Origin of the sequence: Sphingomonas sp. BLCC-B65 (assembly GCF_028550675.1) — a bacterium.
In the GTDB taxonomy this organism is placed as follows: Bacteria; Actinomycetota; Actinomycetes; order Actinomycetales; family Microbacteriaceae; genus Microbacterium.
In genome coordinates, this window is the sequence record NZ_JAQQGL010000001.1 from 991,319 (window position 1) to 1,017,829 (window position 26,511).

The window sequence follows — 26,511 nt, forward strand, 5'->3', positions numbered from 1 at the left end:
CCGCGGGGGTCAGTCGGCGCCCAGCGCCGCGAGTCGCGCCTCTTCGTCGGCGGCGATCGCCGACTCGATGAGCGGGCCGAGCGCCCCGTCCATCACCTGATCGAGGTTGTAGGCCTTGTAGCCCGTGCGGTGGTCCGCGATGCGGTTCTCGGGGAAGTTGTACGTGCGGATGCGCTCCGAACGGTCCATCCCCCGGATCTGCGAACGACGGGCATCGGATGCCGCGGCATCCCGCTCCTCCTGCTGCTTGGCGAGCAGGCGGGCGCGGAGCACGCGCATGCCGGCCTCGCGGTTCTGCAGCTGGCTCTTCTCGTTCTGCATCGACACGACGATGCCGGTGGGCAGGTGGGTGATGCGCACCGCGGAGTCGGTCGTATTGACCGACTGGCCGCCGGGACCGGAGGAGCGGAACACGTCGATCTTCAGGTCGTTGGGATCGATCTGCACCTCTTCGGGCTCATCGACCTCGGGAAAGACGAGCACGCCCGTCGTCGAGGTGTGGATCCGGCCCTGCGACTCGGTGGCGGGCACACGCTGCACGCGGTGCACCCCTCCCTCGTACTTCAAGTGCGCCCAGACACCCTGCGCCGGGTCGCTGGAGGAACCCTTGATCGCGACCTGGACGTCTTTGTAGCCCCCGAGGTCGGACTCGTTGCGCTCCAGCAGCTCGGTCTTCCAGCCCATGGATGCCGCGTACTGCAGATACATCCGCAGCAGATCGGCCGCGAACAGCGCCGACTCGGCTCCGCCCTCCCCCGCCTTGACCTCGAGGATGACATCGCGCGCATCGTCCGGATCGCGCGGGATGAGCAGGCGCCGCAGTTTCTCCTGCGCTGCAGCGACCCGATCTTCGAGCGCCGGAATCTCCTCGGCGAAGGCGTCGTCCTCACGGGCGAGCTCACGCGCCGCCGCGAGGTCGTCGTCCGCCGCTCGCCACGCATCGTGGGCAGCGACGATCCGGGACAGCTCGGCGTAGCGACGATTGACGCGCTTGGCGCGCGCAGCATCGGCGTGCACCGCGGGGTCGGAGAGCTCCTCCTGAACCGCGCGGTGCTCGTCGATCAGCGCCTGGACGGACTCGAACACAGCGAGCCCGCTCAGCGGATGCTGTTCTCGTGCCCGTGGCTGTGGCCGCCGCCGGCCGTGGACACCGACTTCATCTGCACGTTCTGCATCTGGTAGAGGAACTCGACGTTGGAGCTCGTCTCCTTGAGCTTGCCGAGCACCACCTCGAGGGCCTGCTGCGGGTCGAGGCCGGCGAGGGCGCGACGCAGCTTCCAGGTGATCTTGACCTCGTCCGGGTTCAGCAGCATCTCTTCGCGGCGGGTCGAGGACGCGTTGACGTCGACGGCCGGGAAGATCCGCTTGTCGGCCAGCTGGCGCGACAGGCGCAGCTCGCTGTTGCCGGTGCCCTTGAACTCCTCGAAGATGACCTCGTCCATCTTGGAGCCGGTCTCCACGAGCGCGGTGGCGAGAATGGTCAGCGACCCGCCGTTCTCGATGTTGCGGGCCGCGCCGAAGAACCGCTTGGGCGGGTAGAGCGCCGACGCGTCCACGCCGCCGCTGAGCACGCGACCGCTGGTGGGCGCGGAGATGTTGTACGCGCGCCCCAGTCGCGTGATCGAGTCGAGCAGCACGACGACGTCGCGGCCGAGCTCGACGAGTCGCTTCGCGCGCTCGATGGCCAGCTCAGCGACCGTGGTGTGATCTTCGGCGGGACGGTCGAAGGTCGAGGCGATGACTTCGCCCTTGACCGTCCGCTGCATGTCGGTGACCTCTTCGGGACGCTCGTCCACGAGCACGACCATGAGGTGGACCTCGGGGTTGTTCGTCGCGATCGCGTTCGCGATCTGCTGCAGCACGATCGTCTTGCCGGCTTTGGGGGGCGCGACGATCAGGCCGCGCTGGCCCTTGCCGATGGGGGCGACCAGGTCGATGATGCGCTGCGTGAGCTTCTCGGGCGCCGTCTCCAGGCGCAGGCGCTCCTGCGGGTACAACGGCGTGAGCTTGCCGAACTCGACACGCTCGGCGGCGTCGTCGACCGACAGCCCGTTGATGGCGTCGACCTTCACGAGCGCGTTGTACTTCTGGCGGCTGGACTGCTCGCCCTCGCGCGGCTGCTTGATGGCGCCGACGACGGCGTCGCCCTTGCGCAGGTTGTACTTCTTGACCTGGCCGAGCGAGACGTAGACGTCGCTCGCACCCGGCAGGTAGCCGGTCGTGCGCACGAAGGCGTAGTTGTCGAGGACGTCGAGGATGCCGGCGATCGGGATGAGGACGTCGTCCTCGCCGATCTCGGTCTCGAACTCGTCGCCGTTCTGCGCCGGGCCCCGACGCTTGTTGCGCTGGCGGCCGCGGCCCTGGGACTGCTCGTCGTCGCTGTCGGCGCTCTCGTCGGAGGCGGCGGCGGGCGACGCATTGCCCTGAGCGTTCTGCGCGCCCTGGCCGTTCTCACCGCGCTGCCCGCGGTTGCGGCTGCGGCTGCGGCTGCGCGAGCGGCTGCGGCTGGGGGTTTCGGTCTCCGACGCGCCCTCCGCGGTGGCCGACGCGTCGGCGGCGGCGCCCTCGGTCTCGGCCGTCTCGGCGGTGTCTGCGGTCTCCGCCACGGCGGCGCTCGTGTCGCTCTCGGCGCTCTCGGGCGCGGTCTCGGCGGCGGGAGCCTCGTCGGCGGTCGTCGGCGTCGCGGCGACGGGTTCTGCGGTCGAGCCCTCGGTCACGTCGGCAGCAGCCTCGTCCGCGGCCGGCTCGGCCGGCGGGACATCGGTGCTCTTCGCGCGGCGCGGCGCACGCTTGCGGGGAGCCTTCGCGGGCTTCTCCTCGGCGACAGCCGGTGCCTCCGCAGCGACGGGCTCGGCCTCAGGGGCGGTGGGCTCGGCCGTGGGCTCGACCTCCGCGGCAGCCGGCTCGGCCGCCGCAGGCTCCGCCGCGGCCTCGGGCTCCGCGGCGGCCTCGGGCTCCGCCGCGGCGGGTGCTTCGGCATCCGAAGGCACCTCCACGTCGGGCGCCTCGGTCTGGACGGCCTCGGCAGCCGACTCCTCTGCGGCAGCGGTGGTCTCGTCGGCGGTGGTCTCCTCGGCGCCGGCGGACTGCGCGCCCTCGACGTTCTCGGTGTTCTCGGTCTGGATCTCGGAGAGGGACTCCACGAGTTCTCCTTCGTAGGCATGTGGACGGATACCGTCCGCATCGCGCCGTCCACGACAGGCGCTACCGCTCTCGTGCGCGCATGCACGTCTTAGCTCAGACGCGCGATGGTGCAACGTGAGGGTTATGCGGTGGTTCGCAGAATTGCGACGGAGGCCAGATTCACGGTCACGCCGTGGCACCCTCCGTATGGTTCCTCACTGTACCACCCTTGACGTCGACGGCGAGCATACGCGGCTCCCACGGGGTGTCCGTCACGGATGCCGCGACCTCCGCCGCCTCCAGACGCTGACCCGGGCCGTCCGCGAGCACGAGCACGCTGGGCCCTGCGCCGGAGACGACGGCGGCGAAGCCGCGTGCCCGCAGCGCGCGGACGAGCTGATCGGTCGCCGGCATCGCCTGCGCGCGGTACGACTGGTGCAGTTTGTCCTCGGTGGCGGCCATCAGCAGCTCCGGGCTCTGCGTGAGGGCTGCGATCAGCAGCGCAGAGCGAGAGACGTTGAACACGGCATCCTCACGAGGCACCTGAAGGGGTGCGAGACCTCGGGCGACGGCGGTCGACATCGTGAAATCGGGAACGAACACGAGCGGCGAGACGCCGCGGTGCACGAGGAGCTTCTTGTGTTGCGGACCGTTCTCGTCCATCCACGCGATCGTCAGTCCGCCGAACAGCGCGGGAGCGACGTTGTCGGGATGTCCTTCGAGCTCGGTCGCGAGGCGCAGCAGCGCATCGGGGCCGATCTCGACCTCGCCGGCGAGCAGGCCCTTCGCCGCGAGCAGACCCGCGACGACGGCGGCACCCGACGATCCCATGCCCCGCCCGTGCGGAATCGTGTTGTGCGCCTCCAGACGGATGCCGGGCATCTCGCGCCCGACGGCCTCGAAGGCGTAGGCCATCGAGCGCACGACCAGGTGCGAAGCATCGGTCGGGACATCGGCCGCCCCCTCGCCCGACACGAGAATCTCCAGTCCACGCTCCGGCAGAGCGGTGACGGTGAGTTCGTCATACGAGCTCAGAGCGAGGCCCAGAGTGTCGAACCCGGGACCGAGGTTGGCACTCGTGGCGGGTACACGGACCGCGACGGAGCGTTCCACGGAAGCGAGGGTGGTCATGCCAGGTCGAGGACGGACGCGACCTCACTGGTGGTCGCATCGACCACCGTGGGCTCGACCTCGGTGCCATCGGCGTTGCGCAGGGCCCACTGGGGGTCCTTCAGACCGTGTCCGGTGACCGTGATGACGACCGTGGCGCCCGCGGGGATGACGCCCGCGGCGGCACGGTCGAGCAGGCCCGCAACGCCGATGGCCGACGCCGGCTCCACGAAGACGCCGGCCGTGCTGGCGAGCAGCTTCTGGGCCGCGAGGATGCGCGCGTCGTCGATCGCGCCGAACCAGCCCTGCGTCGCGTCGCGCGCTTCGAGGGCGAGCTCCCACGACGCCGGGTTGCCGATACGGATGGCCGAGGCGATCGTCTCGGGGTTACGGACGACCTCGCCGCGCACGAGCGGCGCCGAACCGTCTGCCTGGAAGCCGAACATCCGCGGCACCTTGGTCGCGACGCCGCGTGCGGCCTCTTCGCGGTAACCGCGCGAGTACGCCGTGTAGTTGCCGGCGTTGCCCACCGGGATGAGGTGGAAGTCGGGCGCGTCGCCGAGCTGAGAGACGACCTCGTAGGCGGCCGTCTTCTGCCCCTCGATGCGGTCGGGGTTGACCGAGTTGACGAGGTGGACGGGGTAGTTGTCCGCCAGCTCTCGCGCGATCTCCAGACAGTCGTCGAAGTTGCCGCGCACCTGGATCAGCCGGCCGCCGTGGACGACCGCCTGGCTGAGCTTGCCCATCGCGATCTTGCCCTCCGGCACGAGCACCGCTGCCGTGATGCCCGCGTGCGCCGCGTAGGCGGCAGCGGATGCCGAGGTGTTGCCGGTCGACGCGCAGATGACGGCCTTCGCGCCGTGCTCGACGGCGCGAGAGAGGGCCACCGTCATGCCGCGGTCTTTGAAGGAGCCCGTCGGATTCATGCCCTCGAACTTGATGAAGACGTTCGCGCCGGTCTGCTGCGACAGCGCCGCCGCCGGAATGAGCGGTGTACCGCCCTCGCCGAGCGTCACGACCGTCGAGGTCTCGGCGACTCCGAGTCGATCGGCGTACTCACGCAGGACTCCCTGCCAGACGTGTGCCATCTCCATGTCTCCTTCTTGCGGTGCCGCGACCGCGAGTTCAGTTGCCTTCGACGCGCAGAACCGACACGACCCGGTCGACCACGCCGCTGGCGGCGAGACGGTCGACGGTGTCGCTGAGGTCCTGCTCGCGTGCCGTATGGGTGCCGATGACCAGACGCGCGATGCCCGCGACGTCCTGTTCGACCGGAACGAGGTTGTGCTGCGGGTCGGTCGGTTCGATGGTCTGCTCGATCGTCGCGATCGAGACCCGCCCCTCGCTGAGGATGCCGGCGACGGTGGCGAGGACGCCAGGCTCGTCGGACACCTCGAGGGTGATCTGGTAGCGCGTCGTCACGCGGCCGATCGGCACGACCGGAAGGTTCGCGCGCGTGGACTCACCGACGCCCACACCGCCGGCGATGTGGCGTCGGGCGGCCGAGACGACGTCGCCAAGAACAGCGGAAGCGGTCTGGACGCCACCGGCGCCCGCACCGTAGAACATGAGGTTTCCCGCGGCCTCGGCCTGCACGAACACCGCATTGTTGGCGCCGCGGACGCTCGCCAGCGGATGCTCGCGCGGAATCAGCGCGGGGTACACCCGCACCGAGATGGCTTCGCCGGTGGGCGAGTTCGCCTCGGCATCCGTGATCCGCTCGCACACCGCGAGCAGCTTGATGACGTACCCGGCGTGGCGGGCCGCTTCCATCGTCTGACGGTCGATGGCGGTGATGCCCTCGCGGTGCACCGCTTCCAAGGGCACGGCCGTGTGGAACGCGAGCGACGCGAGGATGGCGGCCTTCTGAGCCGCGTCGAAGCCTTCGACATCGGCCGTGGGATCGGCTTCGGCGTAGCCCAGCCGCTGCGCGTCGGCGAGGACGTCTGCGAACTCGCTGCCCTCGGTGTCCATGCGGTCGAGGATGTAGTTCGTCGTGCCGTTGACGATGCCCATGATGCGCTGCACGCGGTCGCCGGCCAGCGAATCGCGCAGCGGGCGGATGATCGGGATGGCGCCGGCGGCGGCGGCCTCGTAGTAGACGGAGGCGCCCACCTGGTCGGCAGCGTCGAAGATCTCGGGGCCGTGTGTGGCCAGCAGCGCCTTGTTCGCGGTGACGACATCGGCGCCCGACGACAGCGCGAGCAGAATGTCGGTGCGCGCGGGCTCGATGCCGCCCATCAGCTCGATGACGATGTCGGCGCCGACGATCAGCTGTTCCGAATCGGTGGTGAACAGCTCGCGCGGCAGATCGGCGTCGCGCGGAGCGTCGGGGTTGCGTACGGCGATCCCCACGAGCTCGAGAGCCGCCCCGGCACGGTCGGAGAGCTCGTCGGCGTGCTTGCGCAGGAGGTCGGCCACCTGGGATCCGACGGCTCCGGCTCCGAGCAGGGCCACGCGCAGTCGACGGTAGTCGGTCATTCCTTCTCCTCGGCCGGGGACGTCTCAGCGGATGCGGGGGTCGCGACCCCCAGATCGCGCGCCAGCAGGTCATCGATGCTCTCGCCGCGGACGATCACGCGGGCGGTGCCGCCCCGCACGGCGACGACCGGCGGACGGGGCACGTAGTTGTAGTTGCTCGACAGCGAGAAGCAGTATGCGCCGGTCGCGGGCACGGCGAGGAGATCGCCGGGTGTGATGTCGCCGGGCAGGTACTCCGCGTCGACGACGATGTCGCCGGACTCGCAGTGACGGCCCACGACGCGCGACAGGGCGGGCGCGGCATCCGACGTGCGCGAGGCGAGGCGCGCCGAGTACTGCGCGCCGTACAGCGCCGGTCGGGCGTTGTCGCTCATGCCCCCGTCGACGCTCACGTAGAGACGGGTCACCTCGTCGCTGGCGCGGACGGGCTTGACCGTGCCGACTTCGTAGAGCGTGACACCGGCGCGTCCGACGATGGTGCGGCCCGGCTCGAACGCGAGGTTCGGCAGCGCGATGCCGCGCACCTCGCACTCGCGCGCGACGGCCTCGACGATGCCGTCGGCGAGGTCGGCGATGGGCGTGGGTTGGTCGACGGAGGTGTACGCGATGCCGAAACCGCCGCCCAGGTTGAGCAGCGGGATCTCACCGCCGGCGAGAAGCTGCGCGTGGAGGTCGACCACACGCGCAGCGGACTCCTCGAATCCGCGGGTGCCGAAGATCTGGGAGCCGATGTGGCAGTGCAAGCCGACGAAGCGCAGGCCCGGCAGTTCGCGGATGCGGGCGACGACAGCGGGCGCGTCGGACAGAGCGAAGCCGAACTTCTGGTCTTCATGCGCGGTCGCCAGGAAATCGTGGGTCTCCGCGTGCACGCCGCTGTTCACGCGGACGAGCACCGCCTGGGGAGAGGCATCGTCCGCGAGACGCCGCTCGACGATGGCGGCAAGTCGTTCGAGCTCGATCCGCGAGTCGATCACGATCGAGCCGATGCCGATCTCCACGGCGCGTTCGAGTTCGGCGACCGACTTGTTGTTGCCGTGCAGACCCAGGCGGGACGGATCGGCACCCGCGGCGAGCGCGACAGCGAGCTCTCCTCCGGTGGCCACATCGACCGCGAGGCCCTCTTCGGTCACCCAGCGCACGACCTCGGTCGACAGGAACGCCTTGCCGGCATAGTAGACGCGTGCCTGCACGCCGCGACGGGCCGCGGCCGCGGTGAAGGCGTCACGCACCTCGCGCGCGCGTGAGCGGACACCGTCCTCGTCGAGGACGTACACAGGAGTGCCGAACCGCGCGCGCAGGTCCCGAACGCCGACGCCGGCGATCTCGAGCTGGCCGTCGTCGTCACGCGCGGCCGAGGACGGCCACACCAGCGGGGCGAGCGCGTTGGCGTCGGCCGGTTCGGCGAGCCACGCGGGCACGAGCGGGCGGTCGGAGGCGGCGGACACGTGCGGAACCAATCGTGTGGGGTCGGGCTGCCGTCGGTGACGTCACGCCCGGCAGTCCTAGAAGTCTAGGGCACCGCCGCATACCGGCCCGCGTATGTGACGCCCTCCCGTCGGTGCCAGCGCGCCCCGGTCGGTGAGCGAGCGCAGCGCGTCGAGACGCCCCGCGCCGCCGTCACCGCTCGCTCAGCTACACGTGCCCTTCTGCTGCAGGGCGGCATCGACGGTGATCCGCGGGTCCACGGCGATGTCGGCGACCACCTGCGCGCCGTCCACGCGCACGGCGGTGAGCGTGAGCCCGGCCGGCAGGTACTGCCTCACGCACACGTTCCAGTCGCGCACCACGGTGCGCGCCAGCGCTCCGAACTGGTCGATCAGCACATCGGCGGACACTTCGGCTCCCGAGACACGGAGGGTGCGAGGGGTGAGAACGAGATCGCCGCCGGATGCCGACGGTGTGAGGCTCACGCCGACGGGCACCGAGAGGGAGAACGCCTTCAGCTCCGTCGACATCACGATGTCGGGCGCCTCCACCGTCACGGCATCCGCGGGAAACCCGTCGACGGTGCCCAGCAGGGCACGAACCTGATCCTGATCGAGGCGCACCGTCGCGTTCGCACTCTGCAGCGCGGCGTCGCCGTGGATCGGCACCCCGGCCGCGTGGACCTCGACGTCGCCGGTCAGCGCTCCGAGGCTCACATCGGCGGCCGAGACCGTGACGTCGTCGAGACGACCGCCGATCAGCTGCGGGATCACCGCGCCGCGCACATCCACGTCGACGTGCTGGTCGGCGGGGATGTCCAGGCGCGAGACGATCTGATCGCGGATCGTCCGCTCGACGATGCCGCGGGCGATGTACTCCCCCGCGAACCACGCGCCCGCCGCGAGCACCGCGACGGCGATCACGGCGATCAGCCAGGGCCAGCGGCGGCCGCGACGCCGCGGAGGGGCGGATGCCGCGGCATCCGTCGACAGCACCCACCGCGCCGACGGGTCCGGAAGCGGCTGCGTGGGGTGCTGGTCGCTCACGTCACATCCGTTCCGGCGCGCTCACTCCGAGCATGTCCAAGCCGTTGCGCAGCACCTGGCCGGTGGCGTCGTTGAGCCACAGGCGGGTGCGGTGCAGGTCGGTGACCGGCTCGTCGCCCAGCGGCGTGACGCGGCAGTTGTCGTACCAGCGGTGGTAGAGGCTCGCGAGCTCTTCGAGATAGCGGGCGACGCGGTGCGGCTCGCGGACCTCGGCGGCATAGGCCACGATGCGCGGGAACTCCTGCAGTGCTCCGAGCAGCGCCGACTCGCTCTCGTGGTCGAGCAGCTCGGGCGCGAAGACACTGCGATCGACGCCGGAGTCGGCGGCGTTGCGGGCGACGTTGTGCGTCCGGGCGTGTGCGTACTGCACGTAGAAGACCGGGTTGTCGTTCGTGCGCTTCGTGAGGATCTCGGGGTCGAGTGTCAGTGGCGAATCGGCGGGATAGCGCGCCAGCGAGTACCGCAGCGCGTCGGTGCCGAGCCAGTCGCGGAGGTCGTCCAGCTCGATGATGTTGCCGGCGCGCTTGGACAGGCGGGCACCGTTGACCGACACGAGCTGGCCGATGAGCACCTCGATGTCCTTGTCGGGGTCGTCGCCGGCGGCACCGGCGAGCGCCTTGAGCCGGTGGACATAGCCGTGGTGGTCGGCGCCGAGCAGGTAGATCTTGTGCGCAAAGCCGCGGTCGCTCTTGTTGAGGTAGTACGCGGCGTCGGAGGCGAAGTACGTGTACTCGCCGTTGGAACGACGGATGACGCGGTCCTTGTCGTCGCCGAAGTCGGTCGTGCGCACCCAGATGGCGTCGTCCTGCTCGAACACGTGACCCTGCGCGCGGAGGCGGTCGACGGCCTCGTCGACGAGGCTGGGCTCGCCGTTCGGGCCGTGGGCGTGCAGCGCGCGCTCGCTGAAGAAGACGTCGAAGTGCACGTTGAACTTCTCGAGCGACGCCTGCAGATCTGCGAGCTGCAGGGCGTAGGCACGGTCACGCGCCTGCACCAGCTGCTCGTCGTCGGACAGATCGAGAATTCCGGGCAGCTCGGCGCGCACGCGGCTGGCGAGATCGCCGATGTAAGAGCCCGGATAGCCGTCCTCGGGTGTCGGTTCACCCTTGATCGCGGCGAGCACAGACCGCCCGAAGCGGTCCATCTGCGCTCCCGCGTCGTTGATGTAGAACTCGCGGACGAGCGTCGCACCGCTGGCCAGCAGCACGCGGGCGATCGCGTCGCCGAGGGCTGCCCACCGGGTGTGCCCGATGTGCATGGGCCCGGTGGGGTTGGCGCTGACGAACTCGAGGTTGATGCTCTGTCCGCGCTGGCTGTCGTTGGTGCCGTAGGCCGCGCCGGCGTCGACGATGGTCTTCGCCAGGGCGCCGGCTGCTCCCGCCTCGAGGCGGATGTTGATGAACCCCGGCCCGGCGACCTCGACACTGGCTACGCCGTCGGTCGCGGCGAGCGCGTCGGCGATCTCCTGCGCGAACTCGCGCGGGTTGGCACCGACGGCCTTTCCGAGCTTCAAAGCGGCGTTGGACGCCCAGTCGCCGTGATCACGGTTGCGCGGACGCTCCAGCGGGAAGTCGGCCGCGGTCAGCCCGGCGCTCGCGCCGGGTCGTCGCGCCTCGGCGAGCGGGGCGATGGCGGCGAGGAGGGCGGCGGCGAGGGCATCGGGATTCATAGCCCGTCAAGTCTACGGGCGCCCGCTGTCCGCAGCCTGCGCGCGTCCCTCGGCATCCGCGCCGGCGCGCGGGCCTGTGGGATCCCCGATGGCGTGCACAACTCCATCTCAGACCGGCGCAGGGAGCCCAACCCCGCGGTCCGCACGGATTCAGGCGGAGTTGTGCACGCCGGCCCGGCGGCAGCCGGTGCGGCCACGGCACGACCGCCCGCTCCGCCCCCGCACGCCCGCGGACCGGGGCGCGTGCACAACTCCATCTGAGAAGGGCGCGAGGCGCCCAACCGTGCGGCCGGGGCCGATTCAGGCGGAGTTGCGCACGCCGGCCCGGCGGCACCCGGTGCGGATCAGACGAGCTGGACGAGCTCGGCGAAGTCGTCGAGGGCGGGATCGGATGCCGCGGCGGCGGCATCCTGCGCCTCGGCGTCGGCCGCGTCGTCGGGCAGGACGCACGCGTCGACGCGCATGCGCTGCAGGCCCACGTAGCCGCCGTGGTAGCTGAGGAATGCGCAGTCGGCGGCGTCGCGACCGGTGGCGATGCGCACGAGCGAGCGACGGTTGGCGAGGCGGGTCGCGTCGATGACGTACCAGCTGCCGTCGAGGTAGGCCTCGGCGACGGCGTGGAAGTCCATGGGGCGAAGGCCGGGAGCGAAGCACGCGGCGTAGCGGGCGGGCATGTCCATGGCCCGCAGCAGCGCGATCACGACATGCGCGTAGTCGCGGCAGACGCCTTGACCGGTCATGAGTGTGGTGACGGCGGAGTCGGTGCCCTGGCTCAGACCCGGCGTGTAGGTCGTGCTGGAGGCGACGAACTCGCTGACCGCGGTGATCAGCTCGAGCCCCTGCAGGCCGCGGAACTGGCGGCGCGCCTGCGAGAACACCTCGTCCGACTGGCAATAGCGACTGGGACGCAGGTAGGTGATGGCTTCGAGGTCACTCGTGGCGCGCTGAGCGACCTGTCCGTCGATCAGCGCTTCGTAGCGCACGTCGAGGCGTCCGGCCTCGCCGAGCAGACGGTGCAGCCGGCTGCCGGACTGGTCGATGATCTCCGTGGGCGTGTACACGCGATCACCCTGCGTGAACGTCAGTTCCTCCCGCAGAACGGGCGCCGGCTGGGCCGCGGCGATCTGGAAGATGAGGTCGACGGAAGCCCCGAGATCGAGGTCCAGTTCGGCGGTCACGAGGCGTTGCACCGGAGTATCCTCGCACGCCGCGACGGCGTCCGCGTACACCGGTGTCGACACCCTCCAGAGGGATGCCGAGGCACGCCGGCGCCGGCCGTCGATCACCCCCGATCCAGGCCGACCGGCGGCGTAGCGGACGCCCCGTCGGTGATACCCTCGATCGGTACGCCTCCGTAGCTCAGGGGATAGAGCGTTGGTTTCCGGTACCAAAGGTCGCAGGTTCGATTCCTGTCGGGGGCACTCCACATATCCGAGGTCACCTGGCGTACGATCTCGCCCATGGTGACCGCGCGCACGCGCATCATCGTCGTCTTCACGGTGGTCGCGACCGCCAGCATCGTTATCGGTGTGGTGGCGGCGACAGTCGGCGTTCCCGAAAGCTACGGCTACACCCCGGCCCACGCGCTCACGCTTGTGACGGGAAGAACGGTGGCGGCGACGGTGGTGTGGGTCATCTTTGCGATGGGTGTGCTTGCCGCCGCGCTCGTGCGGGCGCGAGTCATCATCCGCACGAAGCCGTGGATCCGCATGACGCTGCTGCGTGGGTCGGTGTGGATCTGGGCGGCGATCGCGACGTCGTGGTTCATCGTTCTGGTCGCCTGGGATCTGCCCCTCTCCGAGCTGGGCGCAGAAGAGCCCCACCGCTACGGGTCGTGGACGCTGCAGCTCGCCCTCACGTGGTGGCTTGCTTCGCTCGCGTGCGCGATTGCGGGAATCGTCTGGTCGACGGCCCTCGCCCTGCGACCGCGCGCATCGTCTTGAACCGTCAGATCGTCGACCAGCCGCCGTCGCTCGGCAGGATCACGCCGTTGATGTTGGCGGACTGATCACTCAGCAGCCACACGATCGCCGAGGCGAGCTGCTCGGCGGTCGCGACGGGGGTCATCAGCGCCTGCATGATCGGTCCGATCCGACCGGCCGCGTACGCGCTCCTCATCGGCGCTTCGATGTTGGTCGCGACGGCGCCCGGGGCCACGGCGTTGGCGCGGATGCCCTGCGGTCCGTAGAAGAAAGCCACGCTCTTCGTGAACCCGGCCAGCGCATGCTTCGACGACGTGTACGCGACGCCCGACGCCGATGCGCGCAGTGACGCCTCCGACGCGACGTTGACGATCGCGCCTCCGCCACGGGCGATCATCCCGGGGAGCACGGCACGGGTCAGCCGCATCGGCGCCGTGAGGTTCACGCGGAACACCCGATCCCACGTCTCGTCGTCGACCTCGGCCGGCGGAAGGAACGCGTCCATGATGCCGGCGACATTCGCCAGCCCGTCCACGGTCGAGCCCGCGGCATCCATGATCCGCTGGATCGTCGCCGCCTCGGCGATGTCGCCGGCCACCGTCACCATTCGCTCGTCCGACGCCTCGGCACGCAGTGCGTCGAGCCGTTCGGCGGAGACGTCGGCGCCGATCACGCGAGCGCCCTCACGATGCAAGCGCAACGCGGTCGCCCGACCGATGCCCGATCCCGCCCCCGTCACGATGATCGTCTGCCCCGTGAATCCCGACGCCTGTTCCATGGCTGCTCCTTCGCATGCAACGGCAGCGGCCGGATCGTCGCTGTCATCTCGACGGTACGCCGATCAGGACGGCACCGGGAGGGCGTGCGGCTATGGATCTGCCCCTCGTCAGTTCACGCAGGGCACCGCACCCGAGACCATCGGCTGCTGCGAGTTGGTGTAGCTCTGCGGGGTCGGCGACACCGACGGCGACGGTGAGGACCCGTCTCCCCCGTCGGAGGGAGAGCTCGGCGCGTCGGTCGCGGCATCCGTGGCGCCATCGGTGGGCGCGGACGTCGGCGACGGCGGGTTGAGCAGGTCGCTGACCATGCCGGCGATCTTGTCCTGATCGACGATGTTGACGCTCTCGCCGTCGATCGTGCCGAACCGCTCCACTGGAAGCGTCTGGAAAGTGATGTCCCCGCCCGCCAGACGCTGCGCGGTGCTCGCGAGGCTCAGCAGATCGAACCCTTGATCGATCGCGACGTACTGCTTCGCCGTGTCGATGAGCGAGCGCATCGCCCCGAAGTCGGTGAAGGTCTGGGCGCTCTTCAGCTTGACGGCGAGGGAGATCATGAACGCCTGCTGCCGGCGCGTGCGGTCGAGGTCGGTGAGATCGACGTTCTCGTACTGCGTGTCGCGACGCTGCCGCACGAACGCCATCGCCTGCGCGGCATCGATCTGTTGCATCCCCGCGGCGAAGTTCGCGCCCGAGAACGTGTCGGCCGTCGCCTGGTTCAGGCACACCGTGATCGGCTGCACCGCCTGTGCGACGCGATAGAACGCGGCCATCGTCACTTCGACGAAGTGGTCGATGCGCACGCCGCCGAGAAACGACGAGACGGTCTGGATCTGCGCCTGCCGCGCGGCGTCGCGGGCTCGCTGATACGCCGTCGCATCGTCGGTGCCGTTGCCGGTCAGCTCGTCGTACGTGGCCTGGAACGTGCGGCCGTAGTCCTCCTTGATCTTGCCCTTCGTGACTCCGTCGGGCGCGTTCGCGTACTCGACGTAGTCGTCCCTCGGGATCGAGATGCCGACCGCCTTGCCGCCGTTGGCGGGGATGTGGATGAACATCAGCACGTTCGTGTTGTAGCCGCCGACGCTCTCATCCTCCGCGTGGATCGCGTCGTAGATCTCCTGCGGGAAGGGCTTGCCGTCCTGATCGACGCGACTGTCCAGTCCCATCACCAGGATGTTGACCTCTCCCGTGTTCTGCGCGACGCCGGGGCTGGCCGACGGCATCGCGATGTCGGAGCGGTGGATGCCGTTGAGGTCGGAGGCCACGACGGCCACCACCGCGATGATCGCGGCGACCAGGACGGCGAGTATTCCGACCGTGAGACGGCGGCGCCGGATCTGCACGCGGCGTGAGACGGGACGAGACGTTCGAGACACCGACAGATCGTGTCAGAGGCAACCTATCGCCCCGGTGTGAGAGGCCTGGGAGGATCATCCTCCCGAGGGATGCCGATGCATCCGCGGCACGATGTGGAGCCCACCCCGCGGTTCGTAGCGTCGAAGCATGGCCAGCTCGCTCTTCGCTCGTCCCTCCTCCACCGCCGGCGCCGCGGTCCTCTCGGTGCTGGGCAGCATGCTCGCCATCGCCGTCATCGCGATCGGTCTGCTCGTCGTCCCTCTCGCCGCGGCGCTCGTGTTCGGCCCCGCCCTGCTGGAGCGGCTGTGAGCCTTCCCGCAGGCGTCGCGTCCTCGATGCGACGCCTGCGGGCCGCTACGGTGAAGGGATGACGGAGACCGTCCCCGCCGCCTCCCCCGCGCCCGCCGACTCCGCGGCCCGTACACACGCTCTCATCCGCATCGTGCGCCACCTCCCGGCGACACTGTTCACCGTCGGGGCGATCCTCGTCGTCGGCATCCTCTCGCAGGGCCTGTGGTTGCCCTTCGACGAGAGCGCAGGCATGGACACGTGGGCGTACGGCCTGCCCGCGCTGGAGGCCGGTCGATGGTGGACTCCCCTCACCGGAACCTTCTTCGTCGCCGAGCCGTGGCTGTTCGTGCCGACCCTGCTCGGCTTCGTCGGGATGGGCCTGCTCGAATACGCCCGCGGCACCCGCGTGGCACTCGCGTACTTCTGGATCGGGCAGGTCGTGGCGGTCCTGGCGACCTCACTGCTCCTGGCCGTGCTGAGCGTCTTCTCCGGCTGGGAATGGGTGCAGGACACCGCGACCACCCTCGACGTGGGCGCCAGCGGCGGTACCTTCGCCTGTATCGCCGCCGTGATCGGCCTGCTGGCCTCGCCGTGGCGTCTGCGGGCGTGGCTCGTTCTCATCGCGGTTGTCATCGTCGGGGTCCTGGTCCTGGGGACCGTGGCCGACCTCTCCCACCTCATCGCCGTGCTCGTCGTGCTCGTGTTCGACCGCACCCTGCGACCGCGTCGCGCCACCATCCGCGAGCAGCGACTGATCGCCTTCCTCGGCATGCTCGCCTTCGTCGGCATCGAAGTGATCCTGACGCTGATCCCGACCTACGGCCCGTTCGGGACGACCGACCCGCTCTCCAGCGACTGGACGACGACGGCCATCGACGTCGTCGTGGTGCTCGTGATCGCCCAGGGACTGCGGCGCGCGCGGCGTTGGGCGTGGATCTGCGCTCTCGTGCTGCTGGCGTTGAACATCCTGGCCGCGGCGCTGCTCGCGGTCATCGTCACGCTGGACGTGCGTCTCGACCTCGGTGTCCCCGTCGACGGCGAGACCGCGATCGAGATCGGCAGCGGCCTGATCGCGCTCGTGCTGCTCGTCTATCTGATCGTGGTGCGCGGCGCCTTTTCCGGTGCGCGGCGCAGCGGGCTCGGGACGCCCGACGCTCAACCGGACTCCCGGGAGGTGGCCGACCTCATCCGCGCCCACGGCGGTGGCACGCTGTCGTGGATGACGACGTGGGACGGCAACAGCTACCTGCGTACGAGCACCGGCATCGTCGCCTACCAGATCCGTGCGGGGGCGGCGATCGCTCTGGCCGATCCCCTGGGTCCCGAGGAGGGTCGGGCGGCGTCGGTGGCCGAGTTCATCGCGGCAGCCGAGGAGGCGGCGCTCATCCCCTGCTTCTTTAGCGCCGGGGCGGCCACGCAGGCGGCCGTGCCGGGCGGGTGGCGCGCACTCGTCGTCGCCGACGACACCATCGTCGATCTGCCCGGGCTCGCGTACACCGGCAAGCGGTGGAACTCGGTGCGCACGACCCTCAACCGCGCCGGACGCGAGGAGATGACCTTCCGCTTGACGCACCTGCGCGACGAGTCGTGGGGTGTGCGTACACAGCTGCAGGCGATCTCGAACCAGTGGGTCGGCGAGAAGCAACTGCCTGAGATGCGCTTCACGCTCGGAACGCTCGCCGAAGCAGACGACCCCGAGGTGCGCATCGCGCTCGCCCTCGACGCACGGGGCGACGTGCACGGCTTCTTGTCGTGGATGCCGGTGTACGGCGAGGGCGTCGTGCGCGGATGGACCCTCGACCTGATGCGTCGCCGCGAGCACGGGTTCGGGCCGGTGATGGAGTACCTCATCGGCAGCTCGGCCGTCGCCTTCCGCGACGAGGGTGCCGAGTTCATGTCGCTGTCCGGCGCGCCGCTCACCCACGAGTACCCGCCCGAGGCCCAGGGGCTCGCGGCGCTGAGCACGCGCCTGTCCGATGCGCTCGAGCCGGTGTACGGGTTCCAGTCGCTGCACCGCTTCAAGCAGAAGTTCCACCCGCGCTACGAGACCATGTCGCTGCTGTTCCGCGACGAGGCCGACCTGCCGCGGATCGGCGCGGGCCTCACGCGTGCGTTCCTACCCTCCGCGACGACGCGGCAGTTCGCGAGCGCGGGGCTGGAGTTGCTGCGCGGTGAGCGCTGAGCGTCGACGGATGCCGCGGCACGCTCAGTCGTGACCGACGAGCTTGAGTCCGACGACGCACCCGACGAGGCCGAGGATGAGCAGCAGCCGCACGAGCGAGAACTGCTCGTCGCCGGTGATCATGGCGTAGGCGACGGTGAGCGAGGCCCCGATCCCGACCCACACGGCGTACGCGGTGCCGGTGGAGATGTCGCGCATGGCCCACGCCAGACCGCCCATGCTGGCGGTCAGCGAGACGGCGAACACGATCGTCGGAACAAGTCGGCTGAAACCTTCGGACTTGCCGAGCGCGGTCGCCCAGACCGCTTCGAGAACGCCGGAGACGATGAGGATGACCCAGGACATGACGTGACCTTCCGGCCAGTCTTGTCGCTCACCGGGTACTGGGATCCCTCGTCCGGAGACCCTGTCGGGGTCTTCGTGCAGACTAACGGCTCTCCCTGATCACGAGCCGGGCGCGACGAGGAAGACCGCGTCCCACAGCCCCGGATTGTGTGCGTGCACGAGGACCGCGAAGACGACGGCGTCGAAGAGCAGATGCACCGTGACGACGTAGCCCAGCGAACGGGTCTTGAGGAAGATGACGGCTTGCAGGAGAGCGAACGGGATGGTGAGCACCGGCCCCCAGGCGCGGTAGCCGAGCTCCCACAGGAAGGAGACGAACACGACCGCCTGCAGCAGATTGGCCGCGGCATCCGGGAGATGACGGCGCAGCAGTGCGAACACCGTGCAGATGAAGAACAGCTCGTCCCAGATGCCCACGGCGCCGACGCCGACGAAGAGCCGGGCGATGAGGTCGGGAGTGTCCACCACCGGCCAGTTGCGGTACACGCCCGACGTGATGAAGTAGAACGGCAGGATCAGCCAGCCGAGCGCCAGCACGGCCCCGAGCCACCCCCACTGCCAGCCGCGCCATCGTGCCCCGCCGCGCCAGGGGAAGCGGATCGCGCGATCGCGGTAGACCCATCGCGACACGGCATACGGCAGCGCGACCGCGCCGCCCAGCGCCAGAGTGAACCGCAGCATCGACACAGTGTCGAGCTGGGCCTCCAGCGAGATCGAGCTCACCACCAGCATCCCCATCGCGATGAGCGACAGATCCCGCGCGAGCGACGGCGTGGATGCCGCGACCCGGCCCCGCTCGAGGGCGATCGCGCCCGCGACCCCGACGACCAGAAGGGCGATGCCGAGCAGCGGCTGGCGCAGGACGAAGAAAGCGGGCGCGGCGAGGCACACCGCCACCGCCGGCAGGACGCCGACCCCGAGCCGCCCGGCATCGACGCGCTCGGTCACGGTGAGTTCTCCCCGTCGTCCTCGAGGGGGTGGGCGATCTCGTCCCGCGGCATCCGCGCGATCCACAGCACCAGCAGCGACAGCACGAAGGGCACGAGGCCGGCGACCACGAAGATCACGGGGATCTCCACGACGGTCGACAGGGGGCCGGCGAGCGCCATGGAGATGGGCATGAGCGCGAGGGAGACGAAGAAGTCCAGGCTCGAGATGCGCCCGAGCATGTGGCGCGGGACACGTCGCTGCAGGAGCGTGCCCCAGATGACGTTGCCGTAGCTGAAGCCGAAGCCGCACGCGAAACCGCTCACCGCCATGAGCCAGTATTCGTGCGTGAGGCCGATGACCACGAACGGCAGGGTGCTGAGACCCCACACGAGAGTCATCGCGCTCAGGTAGCGTCGCGGCATCCGCAGCGACGAGACCACGACCGATCCCACCACTCCGCCGGCGCCGAAGCACGCCAGCAGAAACCCGAACAGACGCGGATCGGGGCCGAAGCGCTCGCGGGTGACGAACGGCAGCAGGACCTCCTCCGGGCCCATCGTCACGAGCACCCAGATCGTCGCGAACAGCAGCGTCCACAGCAGCCACGGGGTGCGGATCGTGAAGAGCACGGCTTCGACGAGGTCGTGGCGGATGCTCCGGCCCGACACGGCGCCGTCGGACGCCTCGGCGGGGTCGGGAGCCGGTTCGGGGCGGAGGAACAGCAGCAGCACGAGTGCCGCCGCGTGGGCGAGGAGCACGGCGACGGCGGCCTGGCTCGGGATCAGCGCGGCGAGGAGAAGTCCCGCCATCGCGGGGCCGGCGGCCTGCTGCAGGGCGGGACGTACCGCGCCTTCGAGCCCGTTCGCCGGCAGCAGGTGCTCGGCCGGAAGGATGCGCGGAAGGATCGCGCTGTAGGAGGGAAAGAAGAAGCCCGCCCCGGCGCCGAGCACGAGCGAGACGATCGTGAGGTGCGCGATCGTGAGGGTGCCGAACTGGCCCACCACGACGACGGAGCCGACGGCCAAGACGTTCGCCGTCTCGACGGCACGCAGGATCAGGCGCCGCGGCAGCCGGTCGGCGGCGATCCCGCCGGGGATCGCGCAGGCGAGAAGGCCGATCGCGTTCGCGGCGGCGACGACGGACAGCTGGACGGGGTCCTCGTCGATGCGGATGACCGCATAGACCATGACGACCGCCCACATCCCGGCCGCGGAGATCGACAGCACGACCGCGCCGAAGAGGATGCGGAAGTCACGGTGGGCCAGAGGCCGCATGGCCCGCCAGCGATCGCGGGCGCGCGGCGGCGCGCTCACGCGCCCGACGCCGTGCGCGGCAGACGGCGATAATCCAGGTCGCGGATCTCGCGACCCTTCGCGATGCCCTTGCGCTCGAACGCCGTCATCACGCGCCCGTCGAACCGCTCGGCCCATTCACCGTCGAACGCCGGGACGAACTCCTCGGCATCGGCCAGGACCTCACGCATCTGCCGCGCGTAGTCCTCCCAGTCGGTCGCGAGCCGCAGGCGTCCGCCGTCGCGCAGCGCCCGTGCCGCCAGCGGCGGAAACGGCGGCGCGATCAGTCGACGCTTGTTGTGCTTGGCCTTGTGCCACGGGTCGGGGAAGAAGATCCACAACTCGTCCACGCTGGCCTCCGGCAGCAGGTGCTCGAGGACCTCGGGCGCGTTCGCCTCGACGAGGCGGAGGTTGCGGATGCCGTCGCGGTCGGCGTCGAGCATCGTACGGGCCAGCCCCGCACGGAACACCTCCACCGCAAGAAAGTCGCGGTCAGGCGCGGCGGCCGCAGCGCTGACGATCGCATGACCCTGGCCCGATCCGATCTCCACGGTCAGGGGCGCAGCGCGGCCGAACACCTCGGCGGGCACGACCGAGGTCCCCGGAAGCACGCTGGTCGCCGCGGCATCGCGCTGCACGTCGATGACGTACCGCGAGGCCAGCTCCGCCCAGGCGCGCTCCTGCGCGTCGCTCATCCGGCCGCTGCGGCGCACGAATGAGACGGGCTTGTCGCGGAAACGGGGAGCATCTGTCTCGTGCGGCATCCGACCAGGGTACCGGCGAGCACTCCGGTTACAGAGGTGACGACGGGTTCACGCGGTGACGAAGTCGATGAGCTCTTCGACACGTCCCAGCAGCGCCGGGTCGAGGTCGCGGTAGCTGTGCACGGCTGCGAGGATGCGCTGCCACGTGCGGGCGATGTCGGCCTGGTCGCGGGCGGGCCACCCGAGAGCCCGGCTCACGCCCACCTTCCACTCGATGCCGCGGGGCACGTCCGGCCACGCCGCGATGCCGAGCGCACGCGGGGTCACGCACTGCCACACATCGATGTGGGGGTGGCCGACGATCCGCACGTGAGGGCCGTGCGGCCCCCGGGCGACGGCGTCGGCGATGCGCGACTCCTTCGACCCGGGCACGAGGTGATCGACGAGCACTCCGTAGCGTCGTCCCGGTCCGGGCGGCTCCTCGCGCAGCACCTCTTCGAGCAGGTCGACGCCCTGCAGGTACTCGACGACGACGCCCTCGACCCGAAGATCGTCGCCCCACACCTTCTCGACGAGCTCGGCGTCGTGGCGGCCTTCGACGAGGATCCGCGAGGCGCGGGCCACGCGGGCGCGAGTCGTGTCGGCGGCGAACGAGCCGGAAGCGGTGCGGCGGGGTCCGGATGCCGCGGCCTTCGGCGCCTCCAGGACGACCGCCTGTCCATCGATCAGGAAGCCGCCGCCGAGGGGGAACAGTCGACGGCGACCGCGGCGGTCCTCCAGCTCGACATGACCCGACTGGATGCCGGTGACAGCGCCGCAGAAGCCGTCGCCGGCGATCTCCACGACGAGGTCCGGCGCGGCCGCCACGCGGGGCACCGCGCGGCGCCCCGCGTCGCGCCATCCCGCGGCCAGAACGTCTGCGCCATAGCGATCGGGGCCGAATCCGTCGTTGTTCATGGTTCCTCCGAACGCGACACCATACCCGCCCCCGCCGCCGCGGGCGCGGGGACAGGCCGGGGAGGGCAAGACCCACGGCATGCCCGCAGCTCGCCTATCGGGTCATGCCGTTCGCGACATAGGATCGGCGTGAGGAGCGAGGTTCCCGCACCTCGCGCAGGGGAGGAACACGCATGCGTGCGCGTTTGTGGTTGGCGCTGACGGCGGCAGCGGCGATCGTCCTGGGCGCCACGTCGATCGTCCTGGGCGCCGCGACCGCGGCGATCGCCACGGGCCCCGTGGCTCTCAGCTCGTCGCGCGTCGTGGATCAGTCCGGCGTGCTGACCGGTGCGCAGATCTCCGAGGTCGATACGCGCTTGCGCGCCCTCACCGCGAAGTCGGGCGTCGATCTCTGGGTCGCGTACGTCCCCCAGTTCACCGATCCGTCGGCGCCCGAGGACTGGGCGAACGAGACGGCGCAGAACAACGGTCTGGGACCGCACCAGTACCTCCTGGCGATTTCGACCGACGGCCGTCAGTACTACCTGTCGGGCTCCTCCGCTGGCCCCGTGACCGGTGATGAGCTCACCACGATCGAACGCGAACGGGTGCAGCCGGCACTGTCAGCGGGTAACTGGGTCGGCGCCGCGACCGCCGCCGCAGACGGACTGGCCGACGCCATCGCCGGCGGCACCGGTGGCGCAGCGGTCGACCCCGTCGGCATCATCACGCCGATCCTGCTCGTCATCGTCGTCGTCGCCCTGGCCGGGCTGGTCATCTGGATCGTGATCCGCTCGCGCAGGCGTCGATCGCCCGCGAGCTCGTTCCCGGGATCACCCTCGCCCCCGCCGGTGAGCCTCGAAGATCTCGCGCGCCGCGCGTCCTCGGCCCTCGTCCAGACAGACGACGCCGTCAAGACGAGCGAGCAGGAGCTCGGGTTCGCCCGGGCGCAGTTCGGCGACGAGGCCTCCCGCGAGTTCGAAACGGCGCTGGCCAGTGCGAAGGCTCAGCTCGACGAGGCCTTCTCCCTCAAGCAGAAGCTCGACGATGAGACTCCCGACAGCGACGACGACGCGCGCGCCTGGAATACGCGCATCATCGAACTGTGCGAAGCCGCCAACGCGCAGCTCGACGAGAAGGCGGCGGCGTTCGACGAACTGCGCAAGCTCGAGCAGAACGCGCCCGACGCGCTTGCGCGCCTCCGCGAGAAGAAGGCGAGCGTCGCGGGCGCGCACGACGCGGCCGCCGCGACACTCACCGACTTGACGGGCGCGTACGACCCGCTCGCCCTCGCCGCGATCGCCGACAACCCCGAGCAGGCATCGCAGCGCCTCGCGTTCGCTGAGACTCTGCTCGGCACCGCCGCCGCCCAGATCGCCGCCGGCAATGCTGCAGCCGCGGCGGTCAGCATCCGCGCCGCGGAGGATGCCGTGACACAGGCCGAGGTGCTGCAGAACGCCATCGCCCGCACGCGCGCCGACCTCGCACAGGCGGAGACGGATGCAGCGGCCCTCATCGCCGACCTCGAGACCGACATCGCCGCGGCGACGGCCCTGCCGGATCGGGACGGCCGCCTGGCTCCCGTGATCGCGGCCACGCGCGCCCAGGTGGAGGCGGCACGGCCGCTGGTCTCCGGCCCCGCGAAGCGCCCGCTCTTCGCCCGCGAGGGCCTGGACCGCGCCAACGCACAGATCGACGAGGTCCTCGCCGGCATCCGCGACGAGCAGGAGCGTGCCGCGCGCGCGTCGGCGCAGCTCGGCGGACTCATCGCACAGGCGCAGGGCGAGATCTCCGCGGCGGAGGACTTCATCTCCTCGCGCCGAGGTGCGGTCGGCGCTGAGGCCCGTACCCGCCTCGCCGAAGCCGGCGCATCACTCGTGCAGGCCCGCCAGCTGCAACAGAACGATCCCGCGCAGGCGCTGGCCGCCGCGCAGCGCGCGCACGAGCTGGCGACGCAGTCCCTGCAGGCGGCGCAGAGCGACGTCGGCGTCTTCCAGGGCGGCATGTTCGGAGGATCCGGCGGATCGCCGCGTACGGGCACGGGCGGCGACATGATGGGAGCGATCCTGGGCGGCATCGTCATCAACTCGCTGCTGAACGGCGGCGGGGGCGGCCGCTCGCGCTCCGGTGGAGGTTTCGGCGGCCTCGGCGGGGGCGGCAGCATCTCCCCCGGTGGTTTCGGCGGCGCCGGCAGCCGCTCGCGACGCGGCGGAGGTCGCTTCTGAGCTCGGCATCCGCTCGCCCCCTCCGACCGCACGATCCCCTCGCACGCTGGGAATTCTCCCGTTAGGAAAGGAAAAACGATGGCAAAGCAGTCCATCTTCGGTCGCATCTCGACGCTCGTGAAGGCGAACGTCAACGCGATGCTCGACGCCGCCGAAGACCCGCAGAAGATGCTCGACCAGTTGGTGCGCGACTACACCAACTCCATCGCCGACGCCGAGTCGGCGATCGCCGAGACCATCGGCAACCTCCGTCTGCTCGAGCGCGACCACGAGGAAGACGTGCGCGCCGCGGCCGAATGGGGCAACAAGGCCCTCGCCGCCAGCCGCAAGGCCGATGAGCTGCGCGCGAGCGGCAACACGGCGGATGCCGACAAGTTTGACAACCTCGCCAAGATCGCCCTGCAGCGCCAGATCAGCGAGGAGAACGAGGCCAAGGCCGTGGCTCCCACGATCGCGTCTCAGACAGAGGTCGTCGACAAGCTCAAGGACGGCCTCAACGGCATGAAGCAGAAGCTCGAGCAGCTGAAGGCCAAGCGCAGCGAGCTGCTGGCGCGGGCGAAGACGGCCGAGGCGCAGAACAAGGTGCACGACGCGGTCAAGTCGATCGACGTGCTCGATCCCACGAGCGAGCTCGGTCGCTTCGAAGACAAGGTGCGCCGCCAGGAGGCTCTCGCCGCCGGCAAGGCGGAGCTCGCGGCATCCAGTCTGGACGCCCAGTTCAACGAGCTCGAGGATGTCGGCGAGCTCACCGAGGTCGAGGCGCGCCTGGCCGCCCTGAAGAGCGGCGGCACCGGCACGGCAGCGCTCGAGCAGTAGACAGGACGGTCGGCGTTCCGGCGTCCGCCCGCACGTGGGCGCCGGGACGCCGGCCTCGCGCCGCGCGAACGCGCAGGGAGGATCGGGAAGATGACCCGCTTCGTGGTGGTTCCGCAATGGCAGGGCTCCCCCGCCGCGCGTGCGATGCTGCTCGTGGACGGCGCCGAGGCGATCGCCGGCGATCTGCCCCGCGCGGCGACTGCCCGTGTCGAGGTGCCCGCCGAGGCCGGCGAGGCGCTGGGGACCGGCGTGCGCCGCTTCAGCGCGATGAGCCGGGTCGCCGACGCTCTCACCGCGGAACTCGCGACCGGAGGTGAGCCGGCGCTGGTCGTGGGCGGAGACTGCGGCATCGCCGTCCCCGCGATCGCCCATGCCGCCGCCCGACACCGGAACCTCGCGGTGGTGTGGTTCGACGCGCACGGCGACCTCCACACGCCCGCGACGTCACCGTCGGGCGCGTTCGGCGGCATGGCGCTGCGGGCGGCGTGCGAAAGCGGACCGGTGCAGGGAAGCGGTGCCGTGACGGCCGATCGCGTGGTACTGGTCGGCGCCCGTGACCTCGACCCCGCTGAGGCTGCGTACCTCGCCGGCAGCGACATCCGCGGGATCCCGGCCGACGCGATCGGCGACGGCGCCGCGGTCGCCGCCGCCGTGGCGGCGACGGGCGCCGACGCCGTCTACATCCACGTCGACCTCGACGTGCTCGATCCCGCCGAGCTCACCGGCGTGACCCAGCCGACGCCGTTCGGTGCGACGCTCGGGGAGCTGACCGCAGCCATCGCCGCCGTGCGACGCACGGCTCCGCTGGTGGGAGCGTCCATCGCCGGCTTCGCGCCGGCTTCGCCCGCCGCCGCCGTCGACGATCTGGGGACCATCCTGCGAGTCGTCGGAGCTCTCGCGTGATCGCGTCGCCGCCGCCCGGCTGGCAGCAGCGTGCGGCCCGCGCGGTGGAGCGCGGACGCCGTCTGGACGCACTGATCCCCGGCATCCTGCTCGACTCCCCCGTCAGCCTCGTGGGTTTCTGGTGGGGAACGGCCGTCGGCTGGATCTGGGGGTCGCTGTGGTCGACGGGTCGCATCGAGCGTCGCGGGGGCCTCTGGGTGTTCACGGGGATGCCGTCGTGGACGTTCGGCCGCGGAGGTGTCTGCGTCGGCGGCTGCTTCCTGACCGACTCACCCCGCATCAGCGAGGCCGTGCTGCGGCATGAAGCGGTGCACGCCCGCCAGTGGCGCCGTTACGGCTTTCTGATGCCGATGCTGTACGCCCTGGCGGGGCGCAACCCGCTGACGAACAGGTTCGAGATCCTCGCCGGGCTCGAAGAGGGCAACTACGTGCCCCACGGAGCGTCGGCGGGCGCGGTCAGCGAGAGCTGAGCAGCCCGAAGCGCGCCGGTGTATGCACTGCCGCCGGCGAGATGCCGAGGCGCTCGGTGAGGTGGTCGAAGATGTCGGCCGTGCCGAGGAAGCCGCCGAGAAGGTGGATGCGCGTGCCGTCCTGACATGCCGACTCGTCGCCGTCGGCGCAGAGCATCTCGTCCGCCCACGCGGTCACCGCTCGACTCACGGCCTGGCCGGGAGCACAGGGACGACCGGTTCCGGGCTCTCCGCTGCGGTGCGAGCGATCGAGCCAGGTGACGACCATCCGCGCCGGGACCGCGATCGAAGTGATCCACGAGGCGTCGGGAACCTCGATGAAGACGCGGCCCGTCGAACAGATCGGCAGCGTCGCGAGGAGCGCCTCGAGTTCGACGAGGGCATGCTCGTCCGCCGTGATGAGCTGCTGCACCCGCGCGTGACGAGAGGCCTTGCACGCGGACTCGTCGTGCACGGCGTGCGGGGCGGATGAGGTCATGATGCCCCATCATACGCTCATTAAGGCGAGC

24 protein-coding genes, 1 tRNA gene and 1 riboswitch are annotated in these 26,511 nt (G+C 70.5%); of the genes, 8 read left to right on the top strand and 17 right to left on the bottom strand.

Annotation, left to right across the window (positions count from 1 at the left end):
• Positions 1-9: 9 nt before the first annotated feature.
• The 9 genes from prfA to PP359_RS04915 form a co-directional block, all read right to left on the bottom strand.
• Positions 10-1,086, bottom strand: a complete 1,077-nt coding sequence (prfA, locus tag PP359_RS04875) for a peptide chain release factor 1 (protein ID WP_499250005.1) — start codon at positions 1,084-1,086, stop codon at positions 10-12.
• A gap of 11 nt (positions 1,087-1,097) precedes the next feature.
• Positions 1,098-3,143, bottom strand: a complete 2,046-nt coding sequence (gene rho / locus PP359_RS04880) for a transcription termination factor Rho (protein WP_499250006.1) — start codon at positions 3,141-3,143, stop codon at positions 1,098-1,100.
• Between the two features lie 166 nt (positions 3,144-3,309).
• Complete coding sequence (gene thrB, locus PP359_RS04885; RefSeq protein WP_499250007.1) at positions 3,310-4,236, bottom strand: homoserine kinase; 927 nt, start codon at positions 4,234-4,236, stop codon at positions 3,310-3,312.
• Between the two features lie 14 nt (positions 4,237-4,250).
• Positions 4,251-5,327 (bottom strand): threonine synthase, encoded by a 1,077-nt coding sequence (gene thrC / locus PP359_RS04890; protein WP_499250008.1) that lies wholly within the window; start codon positions 5,325-5,327, stop codon positions 4,251-4,253.
• A gap of 31 nt (positions 5,328-5,358) precedes the next feature.
• Positions 5,359-6,714: a homoserine dehydrogenase gene (locus PP359_RS04895; protein WP_499250009.1), complete on the bottom strand. Its 1,356-nt coding sequence runs from the start codon at positions 6,712-6,714 to the stop codon at positions 5,359-5,361.
• Complete coding sequence (gene lysA, locus PP359_RS04900) at positions 6,711-8,159, bottom strand: diaminopimelate decarboxylase (RefSeq protein WP_499250010.1); 1,449 nt, start codon at positions 8,157-8,159, stop codon at positions 6,711-6,713. Before lysA ends, PP359_RS04895 begins: the two co-directional genes overlap by 4 nt.
• Positions 8,160-8,342: 183 nt before the next feature.
• Entirely contained in the window at positions 8,343-9,185 is an 843-nt protein-coding gene (locus tag PP359_RS04905; RefSeq protein WP_499250011.1) for an LmeA family phospholipid-binding protein, read from the bottom strand.
• 1 nt (position 9,186) lies between these two features.
• Positions 9,187-10,854, bottom strand: coding sequence for an arginine--tRNA ligase (locus PP359_RS04910; RefSeq protein ID WP_036319900.1), 1,668 nt, complete (start codon positions 10,852-10,854; stop codon positions 9,187-9,189).
• A 344-nt stretch (positions 10,855-11,198) separates the two neighbouring features.
• Positions 11,199-12,044 carry a transglutaminase-like domain-containing protein gene (locus PP359_RS04915; protein ID WP_039414698.1) on the bottom strand — a complete coding sequence of 282 codons (846 nt, stop codon included), beginning with the start codon at positions 12,042-12,044 and terminating at the stop codon, positions 11,199-11,201.
• Between the two features lie 158 nt (positions 12,045-12,202).
• On the opposite strand from PP359_RS04915, the gene PP359_RS04920 reads away from it, so the two are divergent.
• Positions 12,203-12,275, top strand: a tRNA-Arg gene (locus PP359_RS04920).
• Positions 12,276-12,314: 39 nt separating this feature from the next.
• Positions 12,315-12,797 carry a hypothetical protein gene (locus PP359_RS04925; RefSeq protein WP_295775004.1) on the top strand — a complete coding sequence of 161 codons (483 nt, stop codon included), beginning with the start codon at positions 12,315-12,317 and terminating at the stop codon, positions 12,795-12,797.
• A 4-nt stretch (positions 12,798-12,801) separates the two neighbouring features.
• Here the strand turns inward: PP359_RS04925 and PP359_RS04930 are convergent, their stop codons facing one another.
• Together PP359_RS04930 and PP359_RS04935 are read right to left on the bottom strand one after the other, a co-directional pair.
• The gene (locus PP359_RS04930) at positions 12,802-13,554 is read right to left on the bottom strand and encodes an SDR family NAD(P)-dependent oxidoreductase (protein WP_499250012.1); all 753 of its coding nucleotides are present in this window, start codon (positions 13,552-13,554) and stop codon (positions 12,802-12,804) included.
• Positions 13,555-13,662: 108 nt separating this feature from the next.
• Positions 13,663-14,928 (bottom strand): LCP family protein, encoded by a 1,266-nt coding sequence (locus PP359_RS04935; protein ID WP_499250013.1) that lies wholly within the window; start codon positions 14,926-14,928, stop codon positions 13,663-13,665.
• Between the two features lie 127 nt (positions 14,929-15,055).
• Between PP359_RS04935 and PP359_RS04940 the strand changes: the two genes are divergently transcribed.
• Together PP359_RS04940 and PP359_RS04945 are read left to right on the top strand one after the other, a co-directional pair.
• The gene (locus PP359_RS04940) at positions 15,056-15,217 is read left to right on the top strand and encodes a hypothetical protein (protein ID WP_167487053.1); all 162 of its coding nucleotides are present in this window, start codon (positions 15,056-15,058) and stop codon (positions 15,215-15,217) included.
• 58 nt (positions 15,218-15,275) lie between these two features.
• Positions 15,276-17,381, top strand: a complete 2,106-nt coding sequence (locus PP359_RS04945) for a bifunctional lysylphosphatidylglycerol flippase/synthetase MprF (protein ID WP_499250014.1) — start codon at positions 15,276-15,278, stop codon at positions 17,379-17,381.
• Positions 17,382-17,405: 24 nt separating this feature from the next.
• Here the strand turns inward: PP359_RS04945 and PP359_RS04950 are convergent, their stop codons facing one another.
• From PP359_RS04950 to PP359_RS04970, 5 genes are all read right to left on the bottom strand, one after another.
• Complete coding sequence (locus PP359_RS04950; RefSeq protein WP_036318175.1) at positions 17,406-17,726, bottom strand: DMT family transporter; 321 nt, start codon at positions 17,724-17,726, stop codon at positions 17,406-17,408.
• Positions 17,727-17,736: 10 nt separating this feature from the next.
• A riboswitch (guanidine-III (ykkC-III) riboswitch) is annotated at positions 17,737-17,803 on the bottom strand.
• Positions 17,804-17,825: 22 nt separating this feature from the next.
• Positions 17,826-18,674 carry a CPBP family intramembrane glutamic endopeptidase gene (locus PP359_RS04955; protein ID WP_499250015.1) on the bottom strand — a complete coding sequence of 283 codons (849 nt, stop codon included), beginning with the start codon at positions 18,672-18,674 and terminating at the stop codon, positions 17,826-17,828.
• The gene (locus PP359_RS04960; protein WP_499250811.1) at positions 18,671-19,930 is read right to left on the bottom strand and encodes an MFS transporter; all 1,260 of its coding nucleotides are present in this window, start codon (positions 19,928-19,930) and stop codon (positions 18,671-18,673) included. Before PP359_RS04960 ends, PP359_RS04955 begins: the two co-directional genes overlap by 4 nt.
• A 35-nt stretch (positions 19,931-19,965) precedes the next feature.
• A complete protein-coding gene (gene trmB, locus PP359_RS04965; protein WP_499250016.1) occupies positions 19,966-20,712 on the bottom strand; it encodes a tRNA (guanosine(46)-N7)-methyltransferase TrmB in 747 nt (248 codons plus the stop codon).
• Positions 20,713-20,760: 48 nt separating this feature from the next.
• Positions 20,761-21,609: a DUF3097 domain-containing protein gene (locus tag PP359_RS04970; RefSeq protein ID WP_039414454.1), complete on the bottom strand. Its 849-nt coding sequence runs from the start codon at positions 21,607-21,609 to the stop codon at positions 20,761-20,763.
• Between the two features lie 173 nt (positions 21,610-21,782).
• Here PP359_RS04970 and PP359_RS04975 point away from each other — a divergent pair, with 173 nt between their 5' ends.
• From PP359_RS04975 to PP359_RS04990, 4 genes are all read left to right on the top strand, one after another.
• Entirely contained in the window at positions 21,783-23,813 is a 2,031-nt protein-coding gene (locus tag PP359_RS04975; protein WP_135948404.1) for a TPM domain-containing protein, read from the top strand.
• Positions 23,814-23,891: 78 nt separating this feature from the next.
• Positions 23,892-24,629, top strand: coding sequence for a PspA/IM30 family protein (locus tag PP359_RS04980; RefSeq protein WP_112932654.1), 738 nt, complete (start codon positions 23,892-23,894; stop codon positions 24,627-24,629).
• A 90-nt stretch (positions 24,630-24,719) separates the two neighbouring features.
• A complete protein-coding gene (locus tag PP359_RS04985; protein ID WP_112932653.1) occupies positions 24,720-25,532 on the top strand; it encodes an arginase family protein in 813 nt (270 codons plus the stop codon).
• Entirely contained in the window at positions 25,529-26,002 is a 474-nt protein-coding gene (locus tag PP359_RS04990) for a Fe-S oxidoreductase (RefSeq protein WP_112932652.1), read from the top strand. Before PP359_RS04985 ends, PP359_RS04990 begins: the two co-directional genes overlap by 4 nt.
• On the opposite strand, the gene PP359_RS04995 is transcribed toward PP359_RS04990, so the two are convergent.
• The gene (locus tag PP359_RS04995) at positions 25,989-26,480 is read right to left on the bottom strand and encodes an SIP domain-containing protein (RefSeq protein WP_499250017.1); all 492 of its coding nucleotides are present in this window, start codon (positions 26,478-26,480) and stop codon (positions 25,989-25,991) included. The two genes, PP359_RS04990 and PP359_RS04995, sit on opposite strands and share 14 nt — an antisense overlap.
• Positions 26,481-26,511 lie beyond the last annotated feature (31 nt).

Bases quoted from the DNA above. Each gene is read 5' to 3' on its own strand.
- PP359_RS04925 (WP_295775004.1), top strand. From the start codon at position 12,315: ATGGTGACCGCGCGCACGCGCATCATCGTCGTCTTCACGGTGGTCGCG.
- PP359_RS04910 (WP_036319900.1), bottom strand. From the start codon at position 10,854: ATGAATCCCGATGCCCTCGCCGCCGCCCTCCTCGCCGCCATCGCCCCG.
- PP359_RS04930 (WP_499250012.1), bottom strand. From the start codon at position 13,554: ATGGAACAGGCGTCGGGATTCACGGGGCAGACGATCATCGTGACGGGG.
- PP359_RS04895 (WP_499250009.1), bottom strand. From the start codon at position 6,714: ATGACCGACTACCGTCGACTGCGCGTGGCCCTGCTCGGAGCCGGAGCC.
- PP359_RS04975 (WP_135948404.1), top strand. From the start codon at position 21,783: ATGCGTGCGCGTTTGTGGTTGGCGCTGACGGCGGCAGCGGCGATCGTC.
- trmB (WP_499250016.1), bottom strand. From the start codon at position 20,712: ATGCCGCACGAGACAGATGCTCCCCGTTTCCGCGACAAGCCCGTCTCA.
- thrC (WP_499250008.1), bottom strand. From the start codon at position 5,327: ATGGAGATGGCACACGTCTGGCAGGGAGTCCTGCGTGAGTACGCCGAT.
- PP359_RS04995 (WP_499250017.1), bottom strand. From the start codon at position 26,480: ATGACCTCATCCGCCCCGCACGCCGTGCACGACGAGTCCGCGTGCAAG.
- PP359_RS04970 (WP_039414454.1), bottom strand. From the start codon at position 21,609: ATGAACAACGACGGATTCGGCCCCGATCGCTATGGCGCAGACGTTCTG.
- PP359_RS04960 (WP_499250811.1), bottom strand. From the start codon at position 19,930: ATGCGGCCTCTGGCCCACCGTGACTTCCGCATCCTCTTCGGCGCGGTC.
- PP359_RS04940 (WP_167487053.1), top strand. From the start codon at position 15,056: ATGGCCAGCTCGCTCTTCGCTCGTCCCTCCTCCACCGCCGGCGCCGCG.
- PP359_RS04945 (WP_499250014.1), top strand. From the start codon at position 15,276: ATGACGGAGACCGTCCCCGCCGCCTCCCCCGCGCCCGCCGACTCCGCG.
- PP359_RS04980 (WP_112932654.1), top strand. From the start codon at position 23,892: ATGGCAAAGCAGTCCATCTTCGGTCGCATCTCGACGCTCGTGAAGGCG.
- PP359_RS04985 (WP_112932653.1), top strand. From the start codon at position 24,720: ATGACCCGCTTCGTGGTGGTTCCGCAATGGCAGGGCTCCCCCGCCGCG.
- PP359_RS04950 (WP_036318175.1), bottom strand. From the start codon at position 17,726: ATGTCCTGGGTCATCCTCATCGTCTCCGGCGTTCTCGAAGCGGTCTGG.